The organism is Sphingomonas faeni (assembly GCF_003053745.1).
GTDB classification, from domain to species: domain Bacteria; phylum Pseudomonadota; class Alphaproteobacteria; order Sphingomonadales; family Sphingomonadaceae; genus Sphingomonas; species Sphingomonas faeni.
The window spans coordinates 214,638-231,056 of sequence record NZ_QAYE01000009.1 but is presented as its reverse complement, the minus strand read 5'-3'; the positions used below and the strand labels follow the sequence as shown (position 1 = coordinate 231,056).

General features: G+C 65.5%; 17 protein-coding genes. 4 read left to right on the top strand and 13 right to left on the bottom strand.

What is annotated here, in order from left to right; genetic code table 11:
- The first annotated feature begins 51 nt into the window (after positions 1–51).
- On the top strand, positions 52–909 hold the full coding sequence (locus tag C8J25_RS16975) for a peptidylprolyl isomerase (protein WP_107955548.1): 858 nt from the start codon (positions 52–54) through the stop codon (positions 907–909).
- Here the strand turns inward: C8J25_RS16975 and C8J25_RS16970 are convergent.
- From C8J25_RS16970 to C8J25_RS16920, 11 genes are all read right to left on the bottom strand, one after another.
- Positions 906–1,760: a pirin family protein gene (locus tag C8J25_RS16970; protein ID WP_107955547.1), complete on the bottom strand. Its 855-nt coding sequence runs from the start codon at positions 1,758–1,760 to the stop codon at positions 906–908. The two genes, C8J25_RS16975 and C8J25_RS16970, sit on opposite strands and share 4 nt — an antisense overlap.
- Before the next feature lies 1 nt (position 1,761).
- Entirely contained in the window at positions 1,762–2,334 is a 573-nt protein-coding gene (locus C8J25_RS16965) for an NADPH-dependent FMN reductase (protein ID WP_107955546.1), read from the bottom strand.
- Positions 2,335–2,344: 10 nt separating this feature from the next.
- Positions 2,345–3,139 (bottom strand): DODA-type extradiol aromatic ring-opening family dioxygenase, encoded by a 795-nt coding sequence (locus C8J25_RS16960; RefSeq protein WP_107955545.1) that lies wholly within the window; start codon positions 3,137–3,139, stop codon positions 2,345–2,347.
- Between the two features lie 76 nt (positions 3,140–3,215).
- Positions 3,216–4,283, bottom strand: a complete 1,068-nt coding sequence (locus tag C8J25_RS16955; protein ID WP_107955544.1) for a spore photoproduct lyase family protein — start codon at positions 4,281–4,283, stop codon at positions 3,216–3,218.
- A 36-nt stretch (positions 4,284–4,319) separates the two neighbouring features.
- Positions 4,320–4,853, bottom strand: a complete 534-nt coding sequence (locus C8J25_RS16950) for a response regulator transcription factor (protein WP_056490014.1) — start codon at positions 4,851–4,853, stop codon at positions 4,320–4,322.
- 20 nt (positions 4,854–4,873) lie between these two features.
- Positions 4,874–6,184, bottom strand: a complete 1,311-nt coding sequence (locus C8J25_RS16945; protein WP_107955543.1) for an ATP-binding protein — start codon at positions 6,182–6,184, stop codon at positions 4,874–4,876.
- Positions 6,181–6,897, bottom strand: a complete 717-nt coding sequence (locus C8J25_RS16940) for an SURF1 family protein (RefSeq protein WP_107955542.1) — start codon at positions 6,895–6,897, stop codon at positions 6,181–6,183. Before C8J25_RS16940 ends, C8J25_RS16945 begins: the two co-directional genes overlap by 4 nt.
- On the bottom strand, positions 6,897–7,280 hold the full coding sequence (gene cyoD, locus C8J25_RS16935; protein ID WP_056063531.1) for a cytochrome o ubiquinol oxidase subunit IV: 384 nt from the start codon (positions 7,278–7,280) through the stop codon (positions 6,897–6,899). The genes C8J25_RS16940 and cyoD overlap by 1 nt, the downstream gene beginning before the upstream one ends.
- Positions 7,277–7,900, bottom strand: coding sequence for a cytochrome o ubiquinol oxidase subunit III (gene cyoC, locus C8J25_RS16930; protein WP_093400566.1), 624 nt, complete (start codon positions 7,898–7,900; stop codon positions 7,277–7,279). The genes cyoD and cyoC overlap by 4 nt, the downstream gene beginning before the upstream one ends.
- A gap of 19 nt (positions 7,901–7,919) precedes the next feature.
- Positions 7,920–9,920: a cytochrome o ubiquinol oxidase subunit I gene (cyoB, locus tag C8J25_RS16925; RefSeq protein WP_107955541.1), complete on the bottom strand. Its 2,001-nt coding sequence runs from the start codon at positions 9,918–9,920 to the stop codon at positions 7,920–7,922.
- A 10-nt stretch (positions 9,921–9,930) separates the two neighbouring features.
- Positions 9,931–11,157, bottom strand: coding sequence for a ubiquinol oxidase subunit II (locus tag C8J25_RS16920; protein ID WP_107955540.1), 1,227 nt, complete (start codon positions 11,155–11,157; stop codon positions 9,931–9,933).
- Between the two features lie 213 nt (positions 11,158–11,370).
- On the opposite strand from C8J25_RS16920, the gene C8J25_RS16915 reads away from it, so the two are divergent.
- Positions 11,371–12,702, top strand: a complete 1,332-nt coding sequence (locus C8J25_RS16915) for an MFS transporter (protein ID WP_107955539.1) — start codon at positions 11,371–11,373, stop codon at positions 12,700–12,702.
- 309 nt (positions 12,703–13,011) lie between these two features.
- On the opposite strand, the gene C8J25_RS16910 is transcribed toward C8J25_RS16915, so the two are convergent.
- Together C8J25_RS16910 and C8J25_RS16905 are read right to left on the bottom strand one after the other, a co-directional pair.
- Positions 13,012–14,172, bottom strand: coding sequence for an MFS transporter (locus tag C8J25_RS16910; RefSeq protein WP_107955538.1), 1,161 nt, complete (start codon positions 14,170–14,172; stop codon positions 13,012–13,014).
- Between the two features lie 60 nt (positions 14,173–14,232).
- On the bottom strand, positions 14,233–14,850 hold the full coding sequence (locus C8J25_RS16905) for a flavin reductase family protein (RefSeq protein ID WP_107955537.1): 618 nt from the start codon (positions 14,848–14,850) through the stop codon (positions 14,233–14,235).
- A gap of 51 nt (positions 14,851–14,901) precedes the next feature.
- Here C8J25_RS16905 and C8J25_RS16900 point away from each other — a divergent pair, with 51 nt between their 5' ends.
- Both C8J25_RS16900 and C8J25_RS16895 read left to right on the top strand, forming a co-directional pair.
- Complete coding sequence (locus C8J25_RS16900; protein WP_244187172.1) at positions 14,902–15,648, top strand: cytochrome b/b6 domain-containing protein; 747 nt, start codon at positions 14,902–14,904, stop codon at positions 15,646–15,648.
- The gene (locus C8J25_RS16895; protein WP_107955535.1) at positions 15,645–16,406 is read left to right on the top strand and encodes a molybdopterin-dependent oxidoreductase; all 762 of its coding nucleotides are present in this window, start codon (positions 15,645–15,647) and stop codon (positions 16,404–16,406) included. Before C8J25_RS16900 ends, C8J25_RS16895 begins: the two co-directional genes overlap by 4 nt.
- Positions 16,407–16,419: the final 13 nt, after the last annotated feature.

The window sequence follows — 16,419 nt, the reverse complement described above, 5'->3', positions numbered from 1 at the left end:
TCCCGCGCGCAAGCGATTGCGTGCGGGGACGGCCTCGGGCAGTCTGCGGGGATGTTGAATATCCTTCTCGCCGCCATGCTTGCGCAGGCCGTTCCGGTCGCCGCGACGCTCCCGTCCGATCCGGTGCCGGCGGACTGGGTTGCTGTGCCGGACGACGAGCTGGTGGTGTTCACGCTGGCCAATGGGCACCGGTTCACGGTGCGGCTCGCGCCTCAATATGCGCCTGTTCACGTGGCGAACATACGCAAGTTGGCGCGGGCGCATTGGTGGGATGCTGGGACGAGCGTGTACCGTTTGCAGGACAATTACGTCGCGCAATGGGGTGATGCGACGGAGAAGAAGCCGTTGATCGCGGGCGTCGTCGCGAATCCACCGGCGGAATATTCGCATGCCGGGCCGACGACGGTGGCGCGGCTGTCGCAACGCGATCCTTATGCCGAATGGGCGGGGTATAGTCGCGACGGGTGGCCGCTCGCGGGCAATGGCGCGACCGAGTGGGTGCCGCATTGCTACGGGATGGTCGGCGTCGCACGCGATCTGGCGCCGAGCACGGGGAGTGGCGCTGAGCTGTATACCGTGATCGGGCATTCGCCGCGTGCGCTCGACCGGAACATCGCGGTGGTCGGACGTGTGATCGACGGGGTCGAGTGGCTGTCGTCGTTGCCGCGCGGGACGGGGGATCTGGGGTTCTACAAGACCGAGGGGGAGCGCAGCCCGATCGTGTCCGCTCGGCTCGCGAGCGAACTGCCCGCCGCCGAGCGACCGCATTTCGATTATCGCGCGGCGGACAATGCGCGGTTCGTGGCGTGGATCGCCTCGCGCGAGAACCGAGCGGGGCCGTTCTTCACGGTGCCTGCCGGGGGCGCCGACATCTGTGCCGCGCTACCCCCGGTGCGCAAGGCGCCCTAGCGGATGACGGGCGGCTTGCCGAACAGGCCGGCATTATAGTCCTCGATCGCGCGGACGATTTCTTCGCGGGTGTTCATGACGAAGGGACCGTGGGAGACGACGGGCTCGCCGATCGGGTCGGCGTGGCCGTAGAGGATCGTGGCGGGGGCTTCGGTCGTGACGGTGATCGTGTCGCCCTCGTTGCCGAACGTGGCGAGATGGTGCGGCTTGATCGGTGTGCCGTTGGCCGAGGGCGAGCCGGCCACGACGTAGAAGAAGACCGCGCGGCCGGTTGGGGCTGGCAGGTCGACCTTGGCGCCGGCTTCGAGTTCGACGGTCATCATCGCGACGTCGGTCAGGGATTCGAACGGGCCCTGTCGTCCGGCAAACGTGCCGGAGATCAGGTTCACGTTGCCGCCGTCGACCGGGATCGCGGGAATGTCCTCGCGTTGGAGACCGGTATAGGCGGGCTTGGTCATCTTGAGCCGACCGGGGAGGTTGACCCAGAGTTGCAAGATCTCCAGCGGACCGCCGTCGCGCTTGAACGATGCCGGCGAGATTTCCGCGTGGATCAGGCCCGAGCCGGCGGTCATCCACTGGATGCCGCCCGCGCGGATCACGCTTTCGTGGCCGCCGCTGTCGAGATGCGCCATCTCGCCCTCGAGGATGAAGCTCACCGTCTCGAAGCCGCGGTGCGGGTGCGGGCCGAACGGGAGGCCGTTGTTGCCGGGGCGATAGGTCTGCGGGCCGTGATGGTTGAGAAACAGGAACGGATCGACCTGCGCCAGGCCGGGCCTCGGGAGCGGGCGTCGTGTCCCCAGGTCGGCGATGTCGTCGCGCTGTGCGGGATATTGGTTGAGGATTTGGCGCATGTCAGGAGGCCTCGCGGTCGGCGGCGGTGGGGCGGGCGATGTCGGCGAGCAGATCGTCTACCCCGTCGACGAGGAAGTCGAGCGTGCGCTGATCGGTCAGGCGACCGTTGGCGATCTTCTCGTGCACGGCGCCAACGACGGCTTGTGGGCGCAGGACGGTGCGGGCGCCGATCGAGGCCAGCGTCTCGTTCAGTTGCGCGTGGGCGCGTGCGCCGCCGACTGCGCCGGGCGACGCGGTGAGCGTGAAGACCGGCTTGCCCGTAAGCGTCGCCTTGCCGTGCGGTCGCGAGGCCCAGTCGAGCGCGTTCTTCAGGACGCCAGAGATGCCGTGGTTGTATTCGGGGGAGGCGATGATGATCCCATCGGCCGCGCCGATTGCCGCGCGCAGGGCTGCGACGGCGGCGGGGGGCGTGTAGGTGTCGGCGTCTTGGTCGTAGAGGGGCACATCGCTCAGCGCGAAGACCGTCAGCGCTGCCTTGTCAGTGATCGCTTCGCCAAGCGTGGTCAGGATCGCGGTATTGTACGAGCCGCGGCGCAGGCTGCCGGAGATCGCGAGCAGGACGGGAAGAGCCATGGAGTTTCCTTTAGTTGAAGCGGTAGCCGGAGATTGCGGTTTGCAGCACGCGCTCGTTGTAGACCTGCGTACCGGGCTGGTCGGAAGCGCCGGCGGCGACCATCAGCGGTAGCAGGTGCTCCTCTCGGGGATGCGAGAGGCGGCCGGCGGGGGCTTCTGCCCAGCCGGCTAGCGCTTCCGCCCGGGCGGTCGGTTCGGACTCGACTGCGGCGGTGAGCCATTGATCGAAGGCTTCGGACGGCGCGGTGAAACGCGGGTCGCCGTAGCCGCGCATGTTGTGGAAGCTCATGCCCGAGCCGACAAGCAGGATGCCGTCGTCGCGCAGCGGGGCGAGTGCGCGGCCGGCGGCGGCGTGGAGTGCCGGGTCTAGATCGCGGTCGACCGACATCTCGACGACCGGGATGTCGGCGTCGGGGAAGGCGACCTTCATGGGGATGAAGACGCCGTGATCGAGGCCGCGCGTCGGATCGACGGTGGCGGTCAGGCCGGCGCTGCGGAGCAGGTCGGCGGCGCGGGTGGCCAAGACGGGATCGCCGGGCGCGTCGTAGCGGATCTCGTAGGTATGCGCCGGGAAGCCGCCGTAATCGTAGATCAGCGGCGGCGTTGCGGCGCCGGTGAACGCGAAGCCGCGCGTTTCCCAGTGGCCGGAGACGACAAGGATCGCCTTGGGCTTTTCGGGCAGCGAGGCGGCGATCGACCGGAGGTACGCGGCCATGCCGGTCCAGTTCCCGGCGGGGTCATCCATAAAGAAACAGGGCCCGCCACCGTGCGGGATGAAGAGCGTTGGCTGGCGGGCGTATGTCATGGTCTCGAGGTAGGCGGCGGTGACGGCGACCGGAAGGCCGCGAATGGCAACGCTGCGTTGCCGGTTGGCGCGGCGGTCACGTCCAATAGAGTATGCGCGCCTGCGGGAGCTTGGCGGCGATCTCATCCTGGAAGAAGCTGCGGAGCGCGCGCATCGTGTCGGCGTCGTAGACGTATTTGACCGAGCCGAACTTGGTCCGCTTTTCGGTGCGGTTGGCCATGCTGAGATCGAGCGACGAGCCGGGGTACCAGGTTTCGAGCACCGCCTTCGATCCGGGGGTGTAGCGGTGGGTGATCAGTTCGATCGTCACGTCGGGGACGTCGGCGAGCACCCTGCCCGCCTCGGCGAGCAAGTCGCCATACGCCTCGCGCCAACCTTCGGCTGCGATGATCGGCGCGACCGTCAGGCCGATCTTGTAGCCTGCATCCGCCATTTTCCGTAGCGCGACCAGCCGGGCGGAGACGGGGCTGGTGCCGCCCTCGAACCGGGCATACGCGGCGGGGTTGATCGAGGCGCGCATGCGGGTGCGGCCGCGGTGGTCTAGCGTCAGCAATGGCTCGACTGCGTCGAACTTGGTGGTGAAGCGCAACTGCACGTCGGCTTCCCAGGCGCCGAAATGCGCGATCAGCGCGGAGAGCGATCCGGTAACGTGCTCGATGCCGAGCGGGTCGGTGTAGCAGGACGCTTCGAACGTCGTGCCCTCATGCGCGCGGGCGGTCGAGCGCGACGTGACGGTGCCTTGGCCGAGGTGCGCGGGGAGTTCGGCAAGAATCTCGGGCAGGTTTGCGTAGACGCGCGTGATGGGCGGCCCCTTGAGCGAGCCGGCGAGGTAACAATAGCCGCAATGCGCGGGGCAGCCCTCGGCGAGGTCGATCCGCCAGTCCGCGCTGGGGGCGATCGGCTGGAGCTTGCGTTTCGAGGGTGGCGCGACGACGAGCGCCAGCGTCGCCTTGGCTTCGGCATAGGCGCGGCGGGAATCGTCGGGGAAGTCGAGCTTGAGGCGGTCGCTCGGTAGCGTCGTGACGGGTACGCCCAGCGCGGTTGCACGCGCGGCAATCTCGGCACCGTGCTCCCACGTCAGCGCGGACGGGGTCGCGAGCAGTCGCTTTGGCTGCCAGAGTCGTGAGGGTTTTGGCGCTGGCATCGAACGACAACGCGCGCCCTCGGCCAAGCGTTGCCGCTATTTTACCGGGCGCTTCTCGAGTTTCCGCGCGAGCGTGCGGCGGTGCATGCCGAGGCGGCGCGCGGTCTCGGAGATGTTGAAGTCGGTTTCGGCGAGCGTGGTGTGGATACGCTCCCATTCGAGCGTCTTGATCGAGGTCGGGCGCTCGGAGAGTTCGGTGTCGACGCTGCCTTCGGTGCGGTCGAACGCGGCCTCGATGTCGTCGGTGTTCGAGGGTTTGACGAGGTAGTGCGACGCCCCGAGCTTGATCGCCTCGACCGCGGTGGCGATGCTGGCGAAGCCGGTGAGGACGACGACCAGGATCTCGGGGTCGTGTGCGTGGAGCGTCTGGACGCAGACCAGGCCGGACGCGCCGCCGAGCTTCAGGTCGACGACCGCGTAACGGGGCGTGCGTTCGGCGAGTTGCTCGACGAGTTCCTCGTGGCTGGCCGCCTGCATCACCTCGTAGCCGCGGCGTTCGAATGAGCGGCGAAGCGTGCGGGCGAACGTCTCGTCGTCTTCGACGATGGCCAGGAGTTTGGGTTCGGTCATGGCGTCCGTCACGGTGCTTGTCACGACAGGGCGATCGCAGACAGGGGCATCCGGATCGTGACTTCCGCGCCGCCGCCTTCGCAGTTCACCACCGACACACCGCCGCCAAGCTTGCGCATGACGTTGACCGCAAGGAACAGGCCGAGGCCATGACCGGGTTCGCGCTTGCTCGACTGGTAGGGTTTGCCGAAACTTGCAAGCCGTTCGTCGCTGAAGCCGGGGCCGCGGTCGCGGACGATCAGCGCGAGGTCGCCGTCGGTGCGTTCGCCGCGGAATGCGACCCAGTGCGGCGAAGCTTCGGCGGCGTTGTCGAGCACGTTGGCGATCACCTGTTTGAGCGCGGGGTCGGACACGACCTGCGGATCGTCGCCGACTCGGGTGGTATAGTCGAAATCGACCGACGGGTGCACCGCGCGCCATTCGTCGACGATCCCGTCGAGGAGCTGGTGGAGCGGCATGATCTCGGGCGCTTCGCCGCGTGCTTCGCCGGCCGAGAGCAAAATGCCGGTGACGATCGCCTTGCAGCGCTGGACCTCGGATTGCATCTCGACGATCTCGGCTTGCAAGTCGACGTCCTGCGCGAGCGTCGGCATGCGGCGCCAGTCGGCGAGGATCACGGCTATCGATGCCAGAGGCGTGCCGAGTTCGTGCGCGGCGCCGGAAGCCAAAAGGCCCATGCGGACGATGTGATCCTCCTCCGCGGCCTGCTGGCGAAGGTCGGCGAGGCGCGTGTCGCGCGCGCGCAAGTTTCCGGTGATGCGGGTCATGAAGAGCATGAGCAGCGTCGCGATCAGCATGAAGCAGAGCAGCGAGCCGATCGTGTAGAGCAGGAAATACTCGCCGCTGTAATCGGGGGGCAGGATCAGCGGGCGGTAATAGAGCGTGAGCACGCCGAAACACGCGGCGGTGACGGCGACGATCGCCCAGCTCGACCAGCGATCGAGCAACACCGCGCCGAGCACGACGTGGAGCAGGTAGAGCGAGATGAACGGGTTGGTCGCGCCGCCGGCGAGATAGAGCTGTGTGGTGAGCAGGCCGACGTCGAACAGGAGCGCGAGCAGCAGCTGGATGTTCGCGCCCTTGCGCCAGCCGTAGAGTGGCATGCTCGCAAGATTAAGGCCGACTGCTGCGGCGAGCGCGGCCATCATCGGGACCAGAGGGAGGTCGAAGCCAAGACCGAAGCGCGCGAACAATATGGTGACGAACTGGCCTGCGACCGCGATCCAGCGCAGCGTCACGAGCTGGCGCATGTTGGCGTTGCCGGTCGCGTCGGTGCGCGCGGTGGCGAGCGCCAGCCAGCGCTGCCAGCCCTGGCGTGCCTCCGAGGTCATTCCGCCCCCCGCCGCTTCCGCGCATCCTGGCGGACGAAGACGACGAACGCACCGATCGTCATGGCGGCGAGCGCGAACCAAGTCAGCATGTAGACGAGGTGGTTGTTCGGGAAGGCGATGATCGTCAGGCCGCCGACGGGGGCAGCGGTGCCGGACTTGTCCGCGTCGACGAAATAGGGCGCGACGTTCGAGAGACCGCGCGCCTTGGCGATCGCGGCGACGTCGCGCGAGTACCATTTGCCGGTGGCGGGGTCGTTGTGACGCAGGAAGCCGCCGCCGGGCTCGCTGATGCGGAGATAGCCGGTGATCGCGACCGGGCCGGTCGGCTTGGTATGCGCTGCACGTTGCTCGGGTGACACGTAGCCGCGGTTAATTAGGACGATGAAACCTTGCGTGGTCCGCAAGGGCGTCACGACCCAATAACCGCTGCCGAGCGCGGTGGCGGCGCGGACCAGCGTCTCGCGATTGTTATCGAAGGTGCCGTCGAGCCGGATACGGCGATAGGCGTCGGTGGTGGCGGTGATCGTGCCCCAGGACGCGGGCCCCGGCGGGGCGACCGGCGCGGCGTGAGAGCGCGCCGCGACCTGTTCGATCAGGTTGAGCTTCCAGGCGCGGCGCTCGACCTGCCAGATGCCGAGCGCCATGAACCCGGCGAACAGCAGCAGCGCGACCAGGCCTGCGACATAGACGGCAGGGCCCGGTCGCGTGTTCATCACATATCCGCCGCGGCCTGCATCGGCATCATGTTCGTGTTCATGTGGTACATCACCCAGATCGATCCGCTGAGCGTGATGACGACGAGGATGATCGTGAAGATCAGCGCCATCATCGTCCAGCCGCCCTCCGACTTGCCGCTCATGTGCAGGAAGTAGATCATGTGGACGACGATCTGCGCGACCGCGAACACCATCACGACGAGCGCTGCGGTCGACGGATCCTTGAACGCGCCGGTCATGACGGCCCAGAACGGGATCGCGGTCAGGATGACCGAGAGGAAGAACCCCTTGAGGTAGCTGCCACGCGTGCCGTGTGCTGCGCCATTGTCATGGTCGTGATCGGCGTGCGGATTGTTCGCCGGTGCTTGGGGGTCGCTCATCGCAGGGTGCCCATCAGATAGACGAAGGTGAAGACGCCGATCCAGATGACGTCGAGGAAATGCCAGAACATGCTGAGGCACATGAGGCGGCGCTTGTTCGCCGCGATAAGCCCGTGCTTCTGGACCTGGACCATCAGCGTGACGAGCCAGATCAGGCCCATCGTGACGTGGAGGCCGTGCGTGCCGACGAGCGTGAAGAACGACGACAGGAACGCGCTGCGGGTCGGGCCTGCACCCTCATGGATGAGGTTGGCGAACTCGTACATTTCGATAGACAGGAACGCGAGGCCGAACAGGCCGGTGAAGACCAGCCACATCTGCATGACGCGCTGGCGACCTTCCTCCATCGACAGCATCGCGAAGCCGTACGTGATCGACGAGAACAGCAGCATCGCGGTGTTCACCGCCACCAGCGGCAGCTCAAAGATCTCCTTCGGGCTGGGACCGCCGGCATAGCTGTTGCCGAGCACGGCGTACGCCGCGAACAGCACCGCGAAGATAAGGCAGTCGCTCATCAGGTACATCCAGAAGCCCAGCATCGTGCTGGCGCCGTCGGGATGCTCGTGCTCCTCGATGTCGTAGAACGAGACCTTCTCGGTCTCGTTCAGGCCATCCTTCATGGGTATTGCGGACATCGCGTCAGGCTCCCTGGGTCGCGAGCTGGCGAGTGCGCGCGTCCTCGCTGGCGATCACGTCCTCGACCGGGATGTGGAAGTCGCGCTTGTAGTTGAAGGTGTGGAAGATCGTCGTCGCGAAGATGCCGGCGAGTGCCAGCCCTGCGAGCCACCAGATGTACCAGATCATCGCAAACCCGAACGCCACGCTGAGGCCGGCGAGCACGACGCCCGTGCCGGTGCCGCTCGGCATGTGGATCGACTTGAAGCCGGTCACGGGCCGCTCGTGCTTGCGATCCTTCATGTCGTACCAGGCGTCCAGGTCGTGGACGATCGGCGTGAACGCGAAGTTGTACTCCGGCGGCGGCGACGAGGTCGCCCACTCCAGCGTGCGACCGTTCCACGGGTCGCCGCTGTGATCGGCCAGCGCCTCGCGGTTGCGGATGCTGACGAAGATCTGGAGCAGGAAGGCACCGATACCGGCCGCGATCAGGGCTGCACCGAAGGCGGCGATGACGAACCAGATCTGCAGGTTCGGATCGTCGAAATAGCGCATCCGGCGAGTCACGCCCATCAGGCCGAGCACGTAGAGCGGCATGAACGCGAAGTAGAAGCCGACCACCCAGCACCAGAACGATACCGTGCCCCACTTCTTGTCCAGCTTGAAGCCGAACGCCTTCGGGAACCAGTAGTTGATGCCGGCGAACATGCCGAACAGCGTGCCGCCGATGATCACGTTATGGAAATGCGCGACAAGGAACAGCGAGTTGTGCAGCACGAAATCGGCAGGCGGCACGGCGAGCAGCACGCCGGTCATGCCGCCGATCGTGAAGGTCACCATGAAGGCGATCGTCCACATCATCGGCAGTTCGAACCGGATCCGCCCCTTGTACATCGTGAACAGCCAGTTGAAGATCTTGGCCCCGGTCGGGATCGAGATGATCATCGTGGTGATGCCGAAGAACGAGTTCACGCTCGCGCCCGAGCCCATCGTGAAGAAGTGGTGCAGCCAGACGAGGTAGGCGAGGATCGTGATGACGAGCGTCGCATAGACCATCGAGCTGTAGCCGAAGAGGCGCTTGCCCGAGAAGGTCGAGGTGACTTCCGAGAAGATGCCGAACGCCGGCAGGACCAGGATGTAGACCTCGGGGTGACCCCAGATCCAGATCAGGTTGACGTACATCATCGGGTTGCCGCCCGAGTCATTCGTGAAGAACGCAGTGCCGATGTAGCGATCGAGCGACAGCATCGCGAGAACCGCGGTCAGCACCGGGAAGGCGGCGACGATCAGGATGTTGGTGCAGAGCGACGTCCAGGTGAAGATCGGCATCTTCATCATGGTCATGCCGGGCGCGCGCATCTTGACGATGGTCGCGACCAGATTGACGCCGGACAACAGCGTTCCGATACCCGCGATCTGCAAGGCCCAGATATAGTAATCGACACCGACGTCGGGCGAATAGGCCAGTCCCGAGAGGGGCGGCATCGCGAGCCAGCCGGTCCGCGCGAACTCGCCGATGAACAGCGACATCATGACGATCACGGCACCGGCCGTGGTCATCCAGAAGCTGAAATTGTTAAGGAACGGGAACGACACGTCGCGCGCGCCGATCTGGAGCGGGACGACATAGTTCATCAGGCCCGTGACCATCGGCATCGCCACGAAGAAGATCATGATCACGCCGTGCGCGGTGAAGACCTGGTCGTAGTGGTGCGCGGTCAGGTATCCTTCGGAACCGTTGAACGCCATCGCCTGCTGTGCGCGCATCATGATCGCGTCGGAGAACCCGCGCAGCAGCATGACGATCGCCAGGATCATGTACATGATCCCGATCTTCTTGTGGTCCACGCTCGTGAACCACTCGTTCCAGAGATAGCCCCAGACCTTGAAATAGGTCAGCGCGGCGACGAGACCGAGCCCGCCGATCGCCACCATCGCGAAGGTGGCGACGACGATCGGTTCGTGCAGCGGCAGCGACTCCAGGGTCAGGCGGCCGAAGATAGTCTTCAACAGGGTGTCGTTCATGATGGTTTCTCTAGCCGTTCGCGACGGGGCGCGTGCCCGGCATGGTGGAGGGGGTCAGCATCGTGTGATTGCGGTTGGACTGCGAGCCGGGGGCGCTGTTGGCGCCGTCCTGTTTTATGTCGGCCGGCGCGGTCCAGTGGTTGCCGCTTCCCTTTTCGTCCGCGTCCTTCATCAGGGCGCCTTCGGGATGACCGGTGTCCTGCGGGCCCTTGCCGCCATTGACCCCGGGCATCGCCATGCCGGCGTGCGAGTCCCCCCCGCCTTTGCCGCCGTGCATCATCTGCGACATGCAGACCTTGCCGGGCTGGACGCACTGCTCGACGACCAGCTTGAACATGTTCGCCTCGACCGCATTGTAATAGCGGACCGGGACCTTCTCGCTCGGCTTCTCCAGCTGGAGATAGCTTGCACGATTGAGACCGCCCCCCCGCTGCTTGACCTGGTTGATCCAGGCATCGAAGCCCGCGTCGCTGACGCCGTGGAAGCGGAAGCGCATCCCCGAGAAGCCTGCGCCGCTATAGTTGGACGAGAAGCCCTCATAGTTGCCGGGCTTGTTGATCACCGCGTTCAGCGTCGTCTGCATGCCGGGCATCGTGTAGATCATGCCGGCGAGCGCAGGGATGTAGAACGCGTTCATCACCGACGACGAAGTCATCTGGAAACGGATCGGGCGATCGACCGGCGCGGCCAGTTCGTTGACCGTGGCGATGCCGTATTCCGGATAGATGAAGAGCCACTTCCAATCGAGCGCGACGACCTGCACCTCGAGCGGCTTGCCGGCGCCGTTCGGACCGTTGCCCGCCTGCTGCTTGTCGACCAGATTGCCGACCGGCACGTTGTTCGCGAGCGTCGGAGAATCAGGCTTGATCCGGCCGAGCGGGCGATACGGATCGAGCAGATGCGTGCTGGTCCAGGTCAGCGCGCCGAGCGCGATGATGATCAGCAGGGGAATACCCCAGATCAGCAGCTCGAGGCCGACCGAGTGATCCCAATTGGGCTCGTACTTCGCGGTCTTGTTCGACTGGCGATACCGGAACGCGAACAGCAGCGTGAGGATGATCACCGGCACGATGATCAACAGCATCAGACCGGTCGCGATCAGCACGAGATCGCGCTGTTGCACTGCGATATCGCCCGAAGGCGACATCACGACCCAGTTGCAGCCGCTGGTGAGCAGCGCAAGCGGCAGCACGGCCAGCCATTTTTTCGCGCGGGAAACGGTTTTCTCAACGATCATGCGGATCCCCTACGCCTCGCTTTCGCCGCGCTACAGTGGACAATTTGTCCAATGGGCGCTGCACTGCAACATCGGCATGGCTTTATCGTCGCCCGGAGTAGCATAGATCACCCCTGCCCGCATTGGGCGCGGGAGATTGGCGCGGAATATATCTGCCCGCATCCGCCGGAACAGCGTATCATCGGGTTCGCGCCCTGAAGAGCGAGTTGAAGAATGAGTGCAAATACAGTCCCCGAGACGAGCTTCGAAGCCGATGCTCGCAGTATCCACAGCGACGGCGAGCACGTCACGCCGGGCGTGATCGCGATCGGCGTGGTGATCGGCCGCACCTCGGAATTCTTCGACTTCTTCGTGTTCGCGATCGCTTCGGTGCTGGTGTTCCCGACGCTGGTGTTCCCGTACGTCGACCGGTTGCAGGGCACGCTCTATTCGTTCGCGGTGTTCGCGCTGGCATTCTTCGCCCGGCCGATCGGCACGGTCATCTTCATCGCGGTCGATCGCGCCTATGGCCGCAGCGTCAAGCTGACGATCTCGATCTTCCTGCTCGGCACCTCAACGGTCGCGATGGGGTTCATCCCCGGCTATGACCAAGTCGGCAACTGGTCGGTCGCGATCCTCGCGCTGCTGCGTATCGGCCAGGGCGTCGCGCTTGGCGGCGCGTGGGATGGTCTCGCCTCGCTGCTGTCGCTGAACTCGCCGGAAAAGCATCGCGGCTGGTACGCGATGCTGCCGCAGTTGGGTGCGCCGATCGGCCTGCTGGTCGCCAGCGGTCTGTTCGCATTCTTCGTCGCTGCGTTGCCGACCGAGGATTTCTTCTCGTGGGGCTGGCGCTATCCGTTCTTCGTGGCGTTCGCGATCAACGTCGTCGCGCTGTTCGCGCGCCTGCGCCTGGTGGTGACGCCCGAGTTCGAAGAGATGTACGCCAAGCGCGAGCTCGAGCCTGCACCGGTCGTCGAGACCGTGCAGTCGCAGTGGAAGGCGATCTGGCTGGGATCGTTCGTGCCGCTGGCGAGCTTCGCGCTATTCCACATGGTCACGGTGTTCCCGCTGTCGTGGGTCGTGCTGTTCACGCGTGAATCGGCTGGTCGCTTCCTCGTGGTCGAGGTGATCGGCGCGATCATCGGGATCGGCGCGATGCTGGTGTCGGGGCTGCTCGCAGACCGGTTCGGACGCCGCACGATGCTGGGCACGATCGCAGTGCTGATCGCCCTGTTCGCGATCGCCGCACCGTCGCTGCTCGACGGAGGCGAGATCGGCGAGCGCCTGTTCATGGGCATCGGCTTCCTGCTGTTCGGCCTGTCGTTCGGCCAGTCCTCGGGCGCGATCGCCTCGAGCCTGTCGCCGCAGCATCGCTATACGGGGTCGGCGCTGACGACCGATCTGGCGTGGCTGTTCGGTGCCGGGTTCGCACCGCTGGCAGCGCTGCTGCTGACGAGCAAGCTGGGTCTGGCAGCGAGCGGCGCGTATCTGTTCTCGGGCGCGGTGTTCACGCTGATCGCACTGGGGCTGAACAAGCAGCTCGCCAAGCGCGACATCGCGCGGTGATCGGTCGGGGCTGACGGACTTGCCGAATGGCCCCTCTCCGCACCCACGAACATCACACGAACTGAAGAGCACCACCCCGGCGAAGGCCGGGGCCCAATTGGCAAGGCTGCAGTAACGGAGCGCTGTCCTTAGTTAGCACCGTCCCCCAATTGGGCCCCGGCCTTCGCCGGGGTGGTAGTGGTTAGGATAACCCGGGCGCCCGCTACAACCGTTCCCCCGCGAAGGCGGGGGTCCAGGAGCCACCAGCGCCACCGCCTGTAACACTGGACTCCCGCCTTCGCGGGAGGACAATAGTTAGCGGGTCATCATTTAAACCCGCTTGCGATCCAGTCCCCAGGACACAGCCCAGATCGCAAACCCGCCAAGCGCCAGCGCGGTCCCGACCCAGCCGGTCGATGGCAACCCATACCCCCCCGCAATCGCCAGCCCACCAAGCCAAGGCCCAAGCGCATTGGCCGTATTGAACGCGGAGTGATTGAGCGCCGCGGCCAAGGTCTGCGCCTCCTCCGCAACGTCCATCAGCCGCGTCTGCAGGATCGTCGAGAGACCGCCCCCGCAGCCGATCAACACCATCACTGGCAACATCGCCCAAAGATGCGGCGTCGCCGGCGCGTAAAGCGCGAGCGCCCCTGCCCCGAACAGCAAGGTAATCCCCGCCGCCGGCATCAGCGCCACGTCCGCAGCCTTGGCGCAGACCAACGTGCCGATCGTCATCCCGATGCCGAACAACGCGAACGCGACCGGTGTGAACGCGGACGACACCCCCGTGACCTCGGTCAAGGTCGAGGCGAGATAGGTGTAGACGCAGAAAATCCCGCCAAACCCGACCGCACCGATGGCAAGCGTCAGCCACACCTGCCCGTTGCGTAGCGCCGCCAGTTCCCCGAGCGGGCTCGCATCCTTGGCAGGGCGAAGGACCGGCGCGAACCGAAACAACATCGCCACCGTCGCGGCCGCGATGATCGCGACGATCCCGAACCCCCAGCGCCAGCCGAACCACTGCCCGATGCCATTCGCCAGCGGCACGCCCGCGATCGTCGCGATCGTCAGTCCGAGCATCATCCGCGACACCGCCCGCGACCGCTTCTCACGCGGCACCATCGACGCCGCGACCAGCGATCCGACCCCGAAATACGCGCCATGCGGCAGGCCACTCAGGAACCGGGCGAGCAGCATCAGGTGATAGGTCGGCGCGAGCGCGGACAGGCCGTTGGCGATCCCGAGAAACGTCATCAACCCAATCAGCAGCACCCGCCGCTCGATCTTTGCCGCCAGCACTGCGATCGTCGGCGCACCCACGACCACGCCGAGCGCATAGGCACTGATGACATGCCCCGCGGTCGGCTCGTCGATGCCCAGTCCCCGCGCGAACTGCGGCAACAGGCTCATCGCCGCGAACTCGGTGGTGCCGATCGCGAATCCGCCGACGGCGAGCGCGAGCAGCGCCATGCGCGTATCGACAGGTTTCATGGGGTATCGCTTTCGTAAGTCGGTGAGGCGCTACATGCTGCGCCGCAACATACGCCTCTATCAGCCCGGCCGCCGCATCTTGAACAAGGAATCCTCCGTGATCGCAAAGTAATCCGCGGGGCCGCCACCGCGCAGGATCGGGTTCGCGCGGGCGGTCTGGTAGACACCGTCCTCCAGCATTGCGGAGTCGATGTGGATCGCGACCGCCTCGCCGAGCACCAGCCACTGGTCGAGCTCGCGGCCTTCCTTGGTCTCAAGACGGATCAGCTGCGTGAGCTTGCACTCGAACTGCGCGCGCGAAGCGGCGACCCGCGCCGGCTTGACCTTCGTCGAGGCGGCCATCTCCAGTCCGGCGAGCGCGAACTCGTCGACATCGGCGGCGACGTTCGCAGCCGTCGTGTTCATCGCCTCGCCGAGATCGCGCGTGACGAGGTTCCAGACAAACTCGCCGGTCGCCTCGATATTGGCGACGCTATCTTTCCAGCCCATCGACGAGAAGCCGATGATCGGCGGGGCGTAGTTGAACAGGTTGAAGAAACTGTACGGCGCGAGGTTCGGCACGCCGTCTGCGGACATCGTGCTGACCCAGCCGATCGGACGCGGCGCGACGATCGCGTTGAGGGGATCGTGCGGCAGGCGATGGCCGTTTATGGGCTCGTAAGAATGCCATTCGGTCATACATGTATTCCTGCTAGGTCACGGTCTGACTGCCTATAGCGAAGGTCGAGCATGAACGATCCCACTGCCCCGATTGTCATCAAGCGCCACCGGATGGCGACGCGCGTCTGGCACTGGGTGACGGTGGTGACGATGTTCATCATGATCGGCAGCGGCATCGGCATCCTAAAGGCGCATCCGCGGCTGTATTGGGGACGATACGGCGCGAACTTCGATACCGCGTGGACAACGCTCGACCAATGGCCGAGCTGGCTGGTGTCGCTGCTCAATCTGCTGACGATCCCGGCGGGCTATAATCTGGCGCTGTCGCGGCGCTGGCACCTGCTGTTCGCGCTGGTGCTCGCTTTTGCGCTGCTCGGGTTCATGATCGTCAGCCTGATCAACAAACATTTCCAGCGTGATCTCCGCGTGCGGGCCGCCGAGCTGTCGCCGCGCGAAGTGGTGCATGACGTGAAGGAGCATCTCGCGTTCCGCTTTCACGACCCCAAGAAGCCGGGCGCGTACAACATCCTTCAGAAGCTCTCGTATGTCGTAACGATCTTCGTCCTGATCCCGGTGATGATCCTGACCGGGCTGACGATGTCGCCGGGGATGGACGCGGCATGGCCGTGGCTGCTCGAGGTGTTCGGCGGGCGGCAGTCGGCGCGATCGATCCACTTCATCGCTGCCACCGGGCTGGTGCTGTTCATCATCGCGCATCTGGCGCTGGTGATCCTGGCGGGGACATGGAACGAGGTGAGGTCGATGAGTACCGGGCGCTGGAAGGTTCCCGCCCACACGTCGGAGGACGTCGCATGAGCTCGCTGATCACCCGCCGCTCGCTCGTCATGGGTGCGAGCATCGGTGCAGGCGCGCTGCTGGCGGGCTGCGACAAGATCGCCGCGAACCCGGAGGCGCGGAAGATCCTGTTCATGGGCGAGGACATGAACCGCGGGTTGCAACGCGCGCTGACCAACCGCAACGCGCTGGCGCCCGAGTTCAGCCCTGCGCAGATGTCGCCGATCTTCCGCTCGAACGGCACGAGCAATCCGGGCACCGCGGAGTATACCGCGATGGTCGCCAACAATTTCGCGGATTACCGGCTCAAGGTCGGCGGGCTGGTCGATCGGCCGCTGTCGGTGTCGCTCCCGCAACTCCGCCAGATGCCGTCGCGTGCGCAGATCACGCGGCATGATTGCGTCGAGGGCTGGAGCGCGATCGGCAAATGGCAGGGGCCGAAGCTCGGCGCGCTGCTGACCGCCGCCGGGTTGCAGAAGTCCGCGCGCTACATCGTGTTCACCTGCGCCGACCTGTTCGGTGGCGCGAATTATTACGAGTCTGTCGATCTGGTCGATGCGTTCCATCCGCAGACGATCCTCGCTTGGGCGTTGAACGATCAGGTGCTCGACGTCGCACACGGTGCCCCCGTCCGGCTGCGAGTCGAGCGGCAGCTCGGCTACAAGCACGCCAAATACGTCATGGCGATCGAAGCGGTGGCCAGTCTCGCTGGGATCGGCAAGGGCAAGGGGGGGTATTGGGAAGATAACGTCGATTACGACTGGTACGCGGGGATCTGAGCCGCCCCGAGGG

Coding starts and splice junctions, on each gene's coding strand:
- C8J25_RS16975 (WP_107955548.1), top strand. CDS start 52: ATGTTGAATATCCTTCTCGCCGCCATGCTTGCGCAGGCCGTTCCGGTC.
- C8J25_RS16970 (WP_107955547.1), bottom strand. CDS start 1,760: ATGCGCCAAATCCTCAACCAATATCCCGCACAGCGCGACGACATCGCC.
- C8J25_RS16965 (WP_107955546.1), bottom strand. CDS start 2,334: ATGGCTCTTCCCGTCCTGCTCGCGATCTCCGGCAGCCTGCGCCGCGGC.
- C8J25_RS16960 (WP_107955545.1), bottom strand. CDS start 3,139: ATGACATACGCCCGCCAGCCAACGCTCTTCATCCCGCACGGTGGCGGG.
- C8J25_RS16955 (WP_107955544.1), bottom strand. CDS start 4,283: ATGCCAGCGCCAAAACCCTCACGACTCTGGCAGCCAAAGCGACTGCTC.
- C8J25_RS16950 (WP_056490014.1), bottom strand. CDS start 4,853: ATGACCGAACCCAAACTCCTGGCCATCGTCGAAGACGACGAGACGTTC.
- C8J25_RS16945 (WP_107955543.1), bottom strand. CDS start 6,184: ATGACCTCGGAGGCACGCCAGGGCTGGCAGCGCTGGCTGGCGCTCGCC.
- C8J25_RS16940 (WP_107955542.1), bottom strand. CDS start 6,897: ATGAACACGCGACCGGGCCCTGCCGTCTATGTCGCAGGCCTGGTCGCG.
- cyoD (WP_056063531.1), bottom strand. CDS start 7,280: ATGAGCGACCCCCAAGCACCGGCGAACAATCCGCACGCCGATCACGAC.
- cyoC (WP_093400566.1), bottom strand. CDS start 7,900: ATGAAGGATGGCCTGAACGAGACCGAGAAGGTCTCGTTCTACGACATC.
- cyoB (WP_107955541.1), bottom strand. CDS start 9,920: ATGAACGACACCCTGTTGAAGACTATCTTCGGCCGCCTGACCCTGGAG.
- C8J25_RS16920 (WP_107955540.1), bottom strand. CDS start 11,157: ATGATCGTTGAGAAAACCGTTTCCCGCGCGAAAAAATGGCTGGCCGTG.
- C8J25_RS16915 (WP_107955539.1), top strand. CDS start 11,371: ATGAGTGCAAATACAGTCCCCGAGACGAGCTTCGAAGCCGATGCTCGC.
- C8J25_RS16910 (WP_107955538.1), bottom strand. CDS start 14,172: ATGAAACCTGTCGATACGCGCATGGCGCTGCTCGCGCTCGCCGTCGGC.
- C8J25_RS16905 (WP_107955537.1), bottom strand. CDS start 14,850: ATGACCGAATGGCATTCTTACGAGCCCATAAACGGCCATCGCCTGCCG.
- C8J25_RS16900 (WP_244187172.1), top strand. CDS start 14,902: ATGAACGATCCCACTGCCCCGATTGTCATCAAGCGCCACCGGATGGCG.
- C8J25_RS16895 (WP_107955535.1), top strand. CDS start 15,645: ATGAGCTCGCTGATCACCCGCCGCTCGCTCGTCATGGGTGCGAGCATC.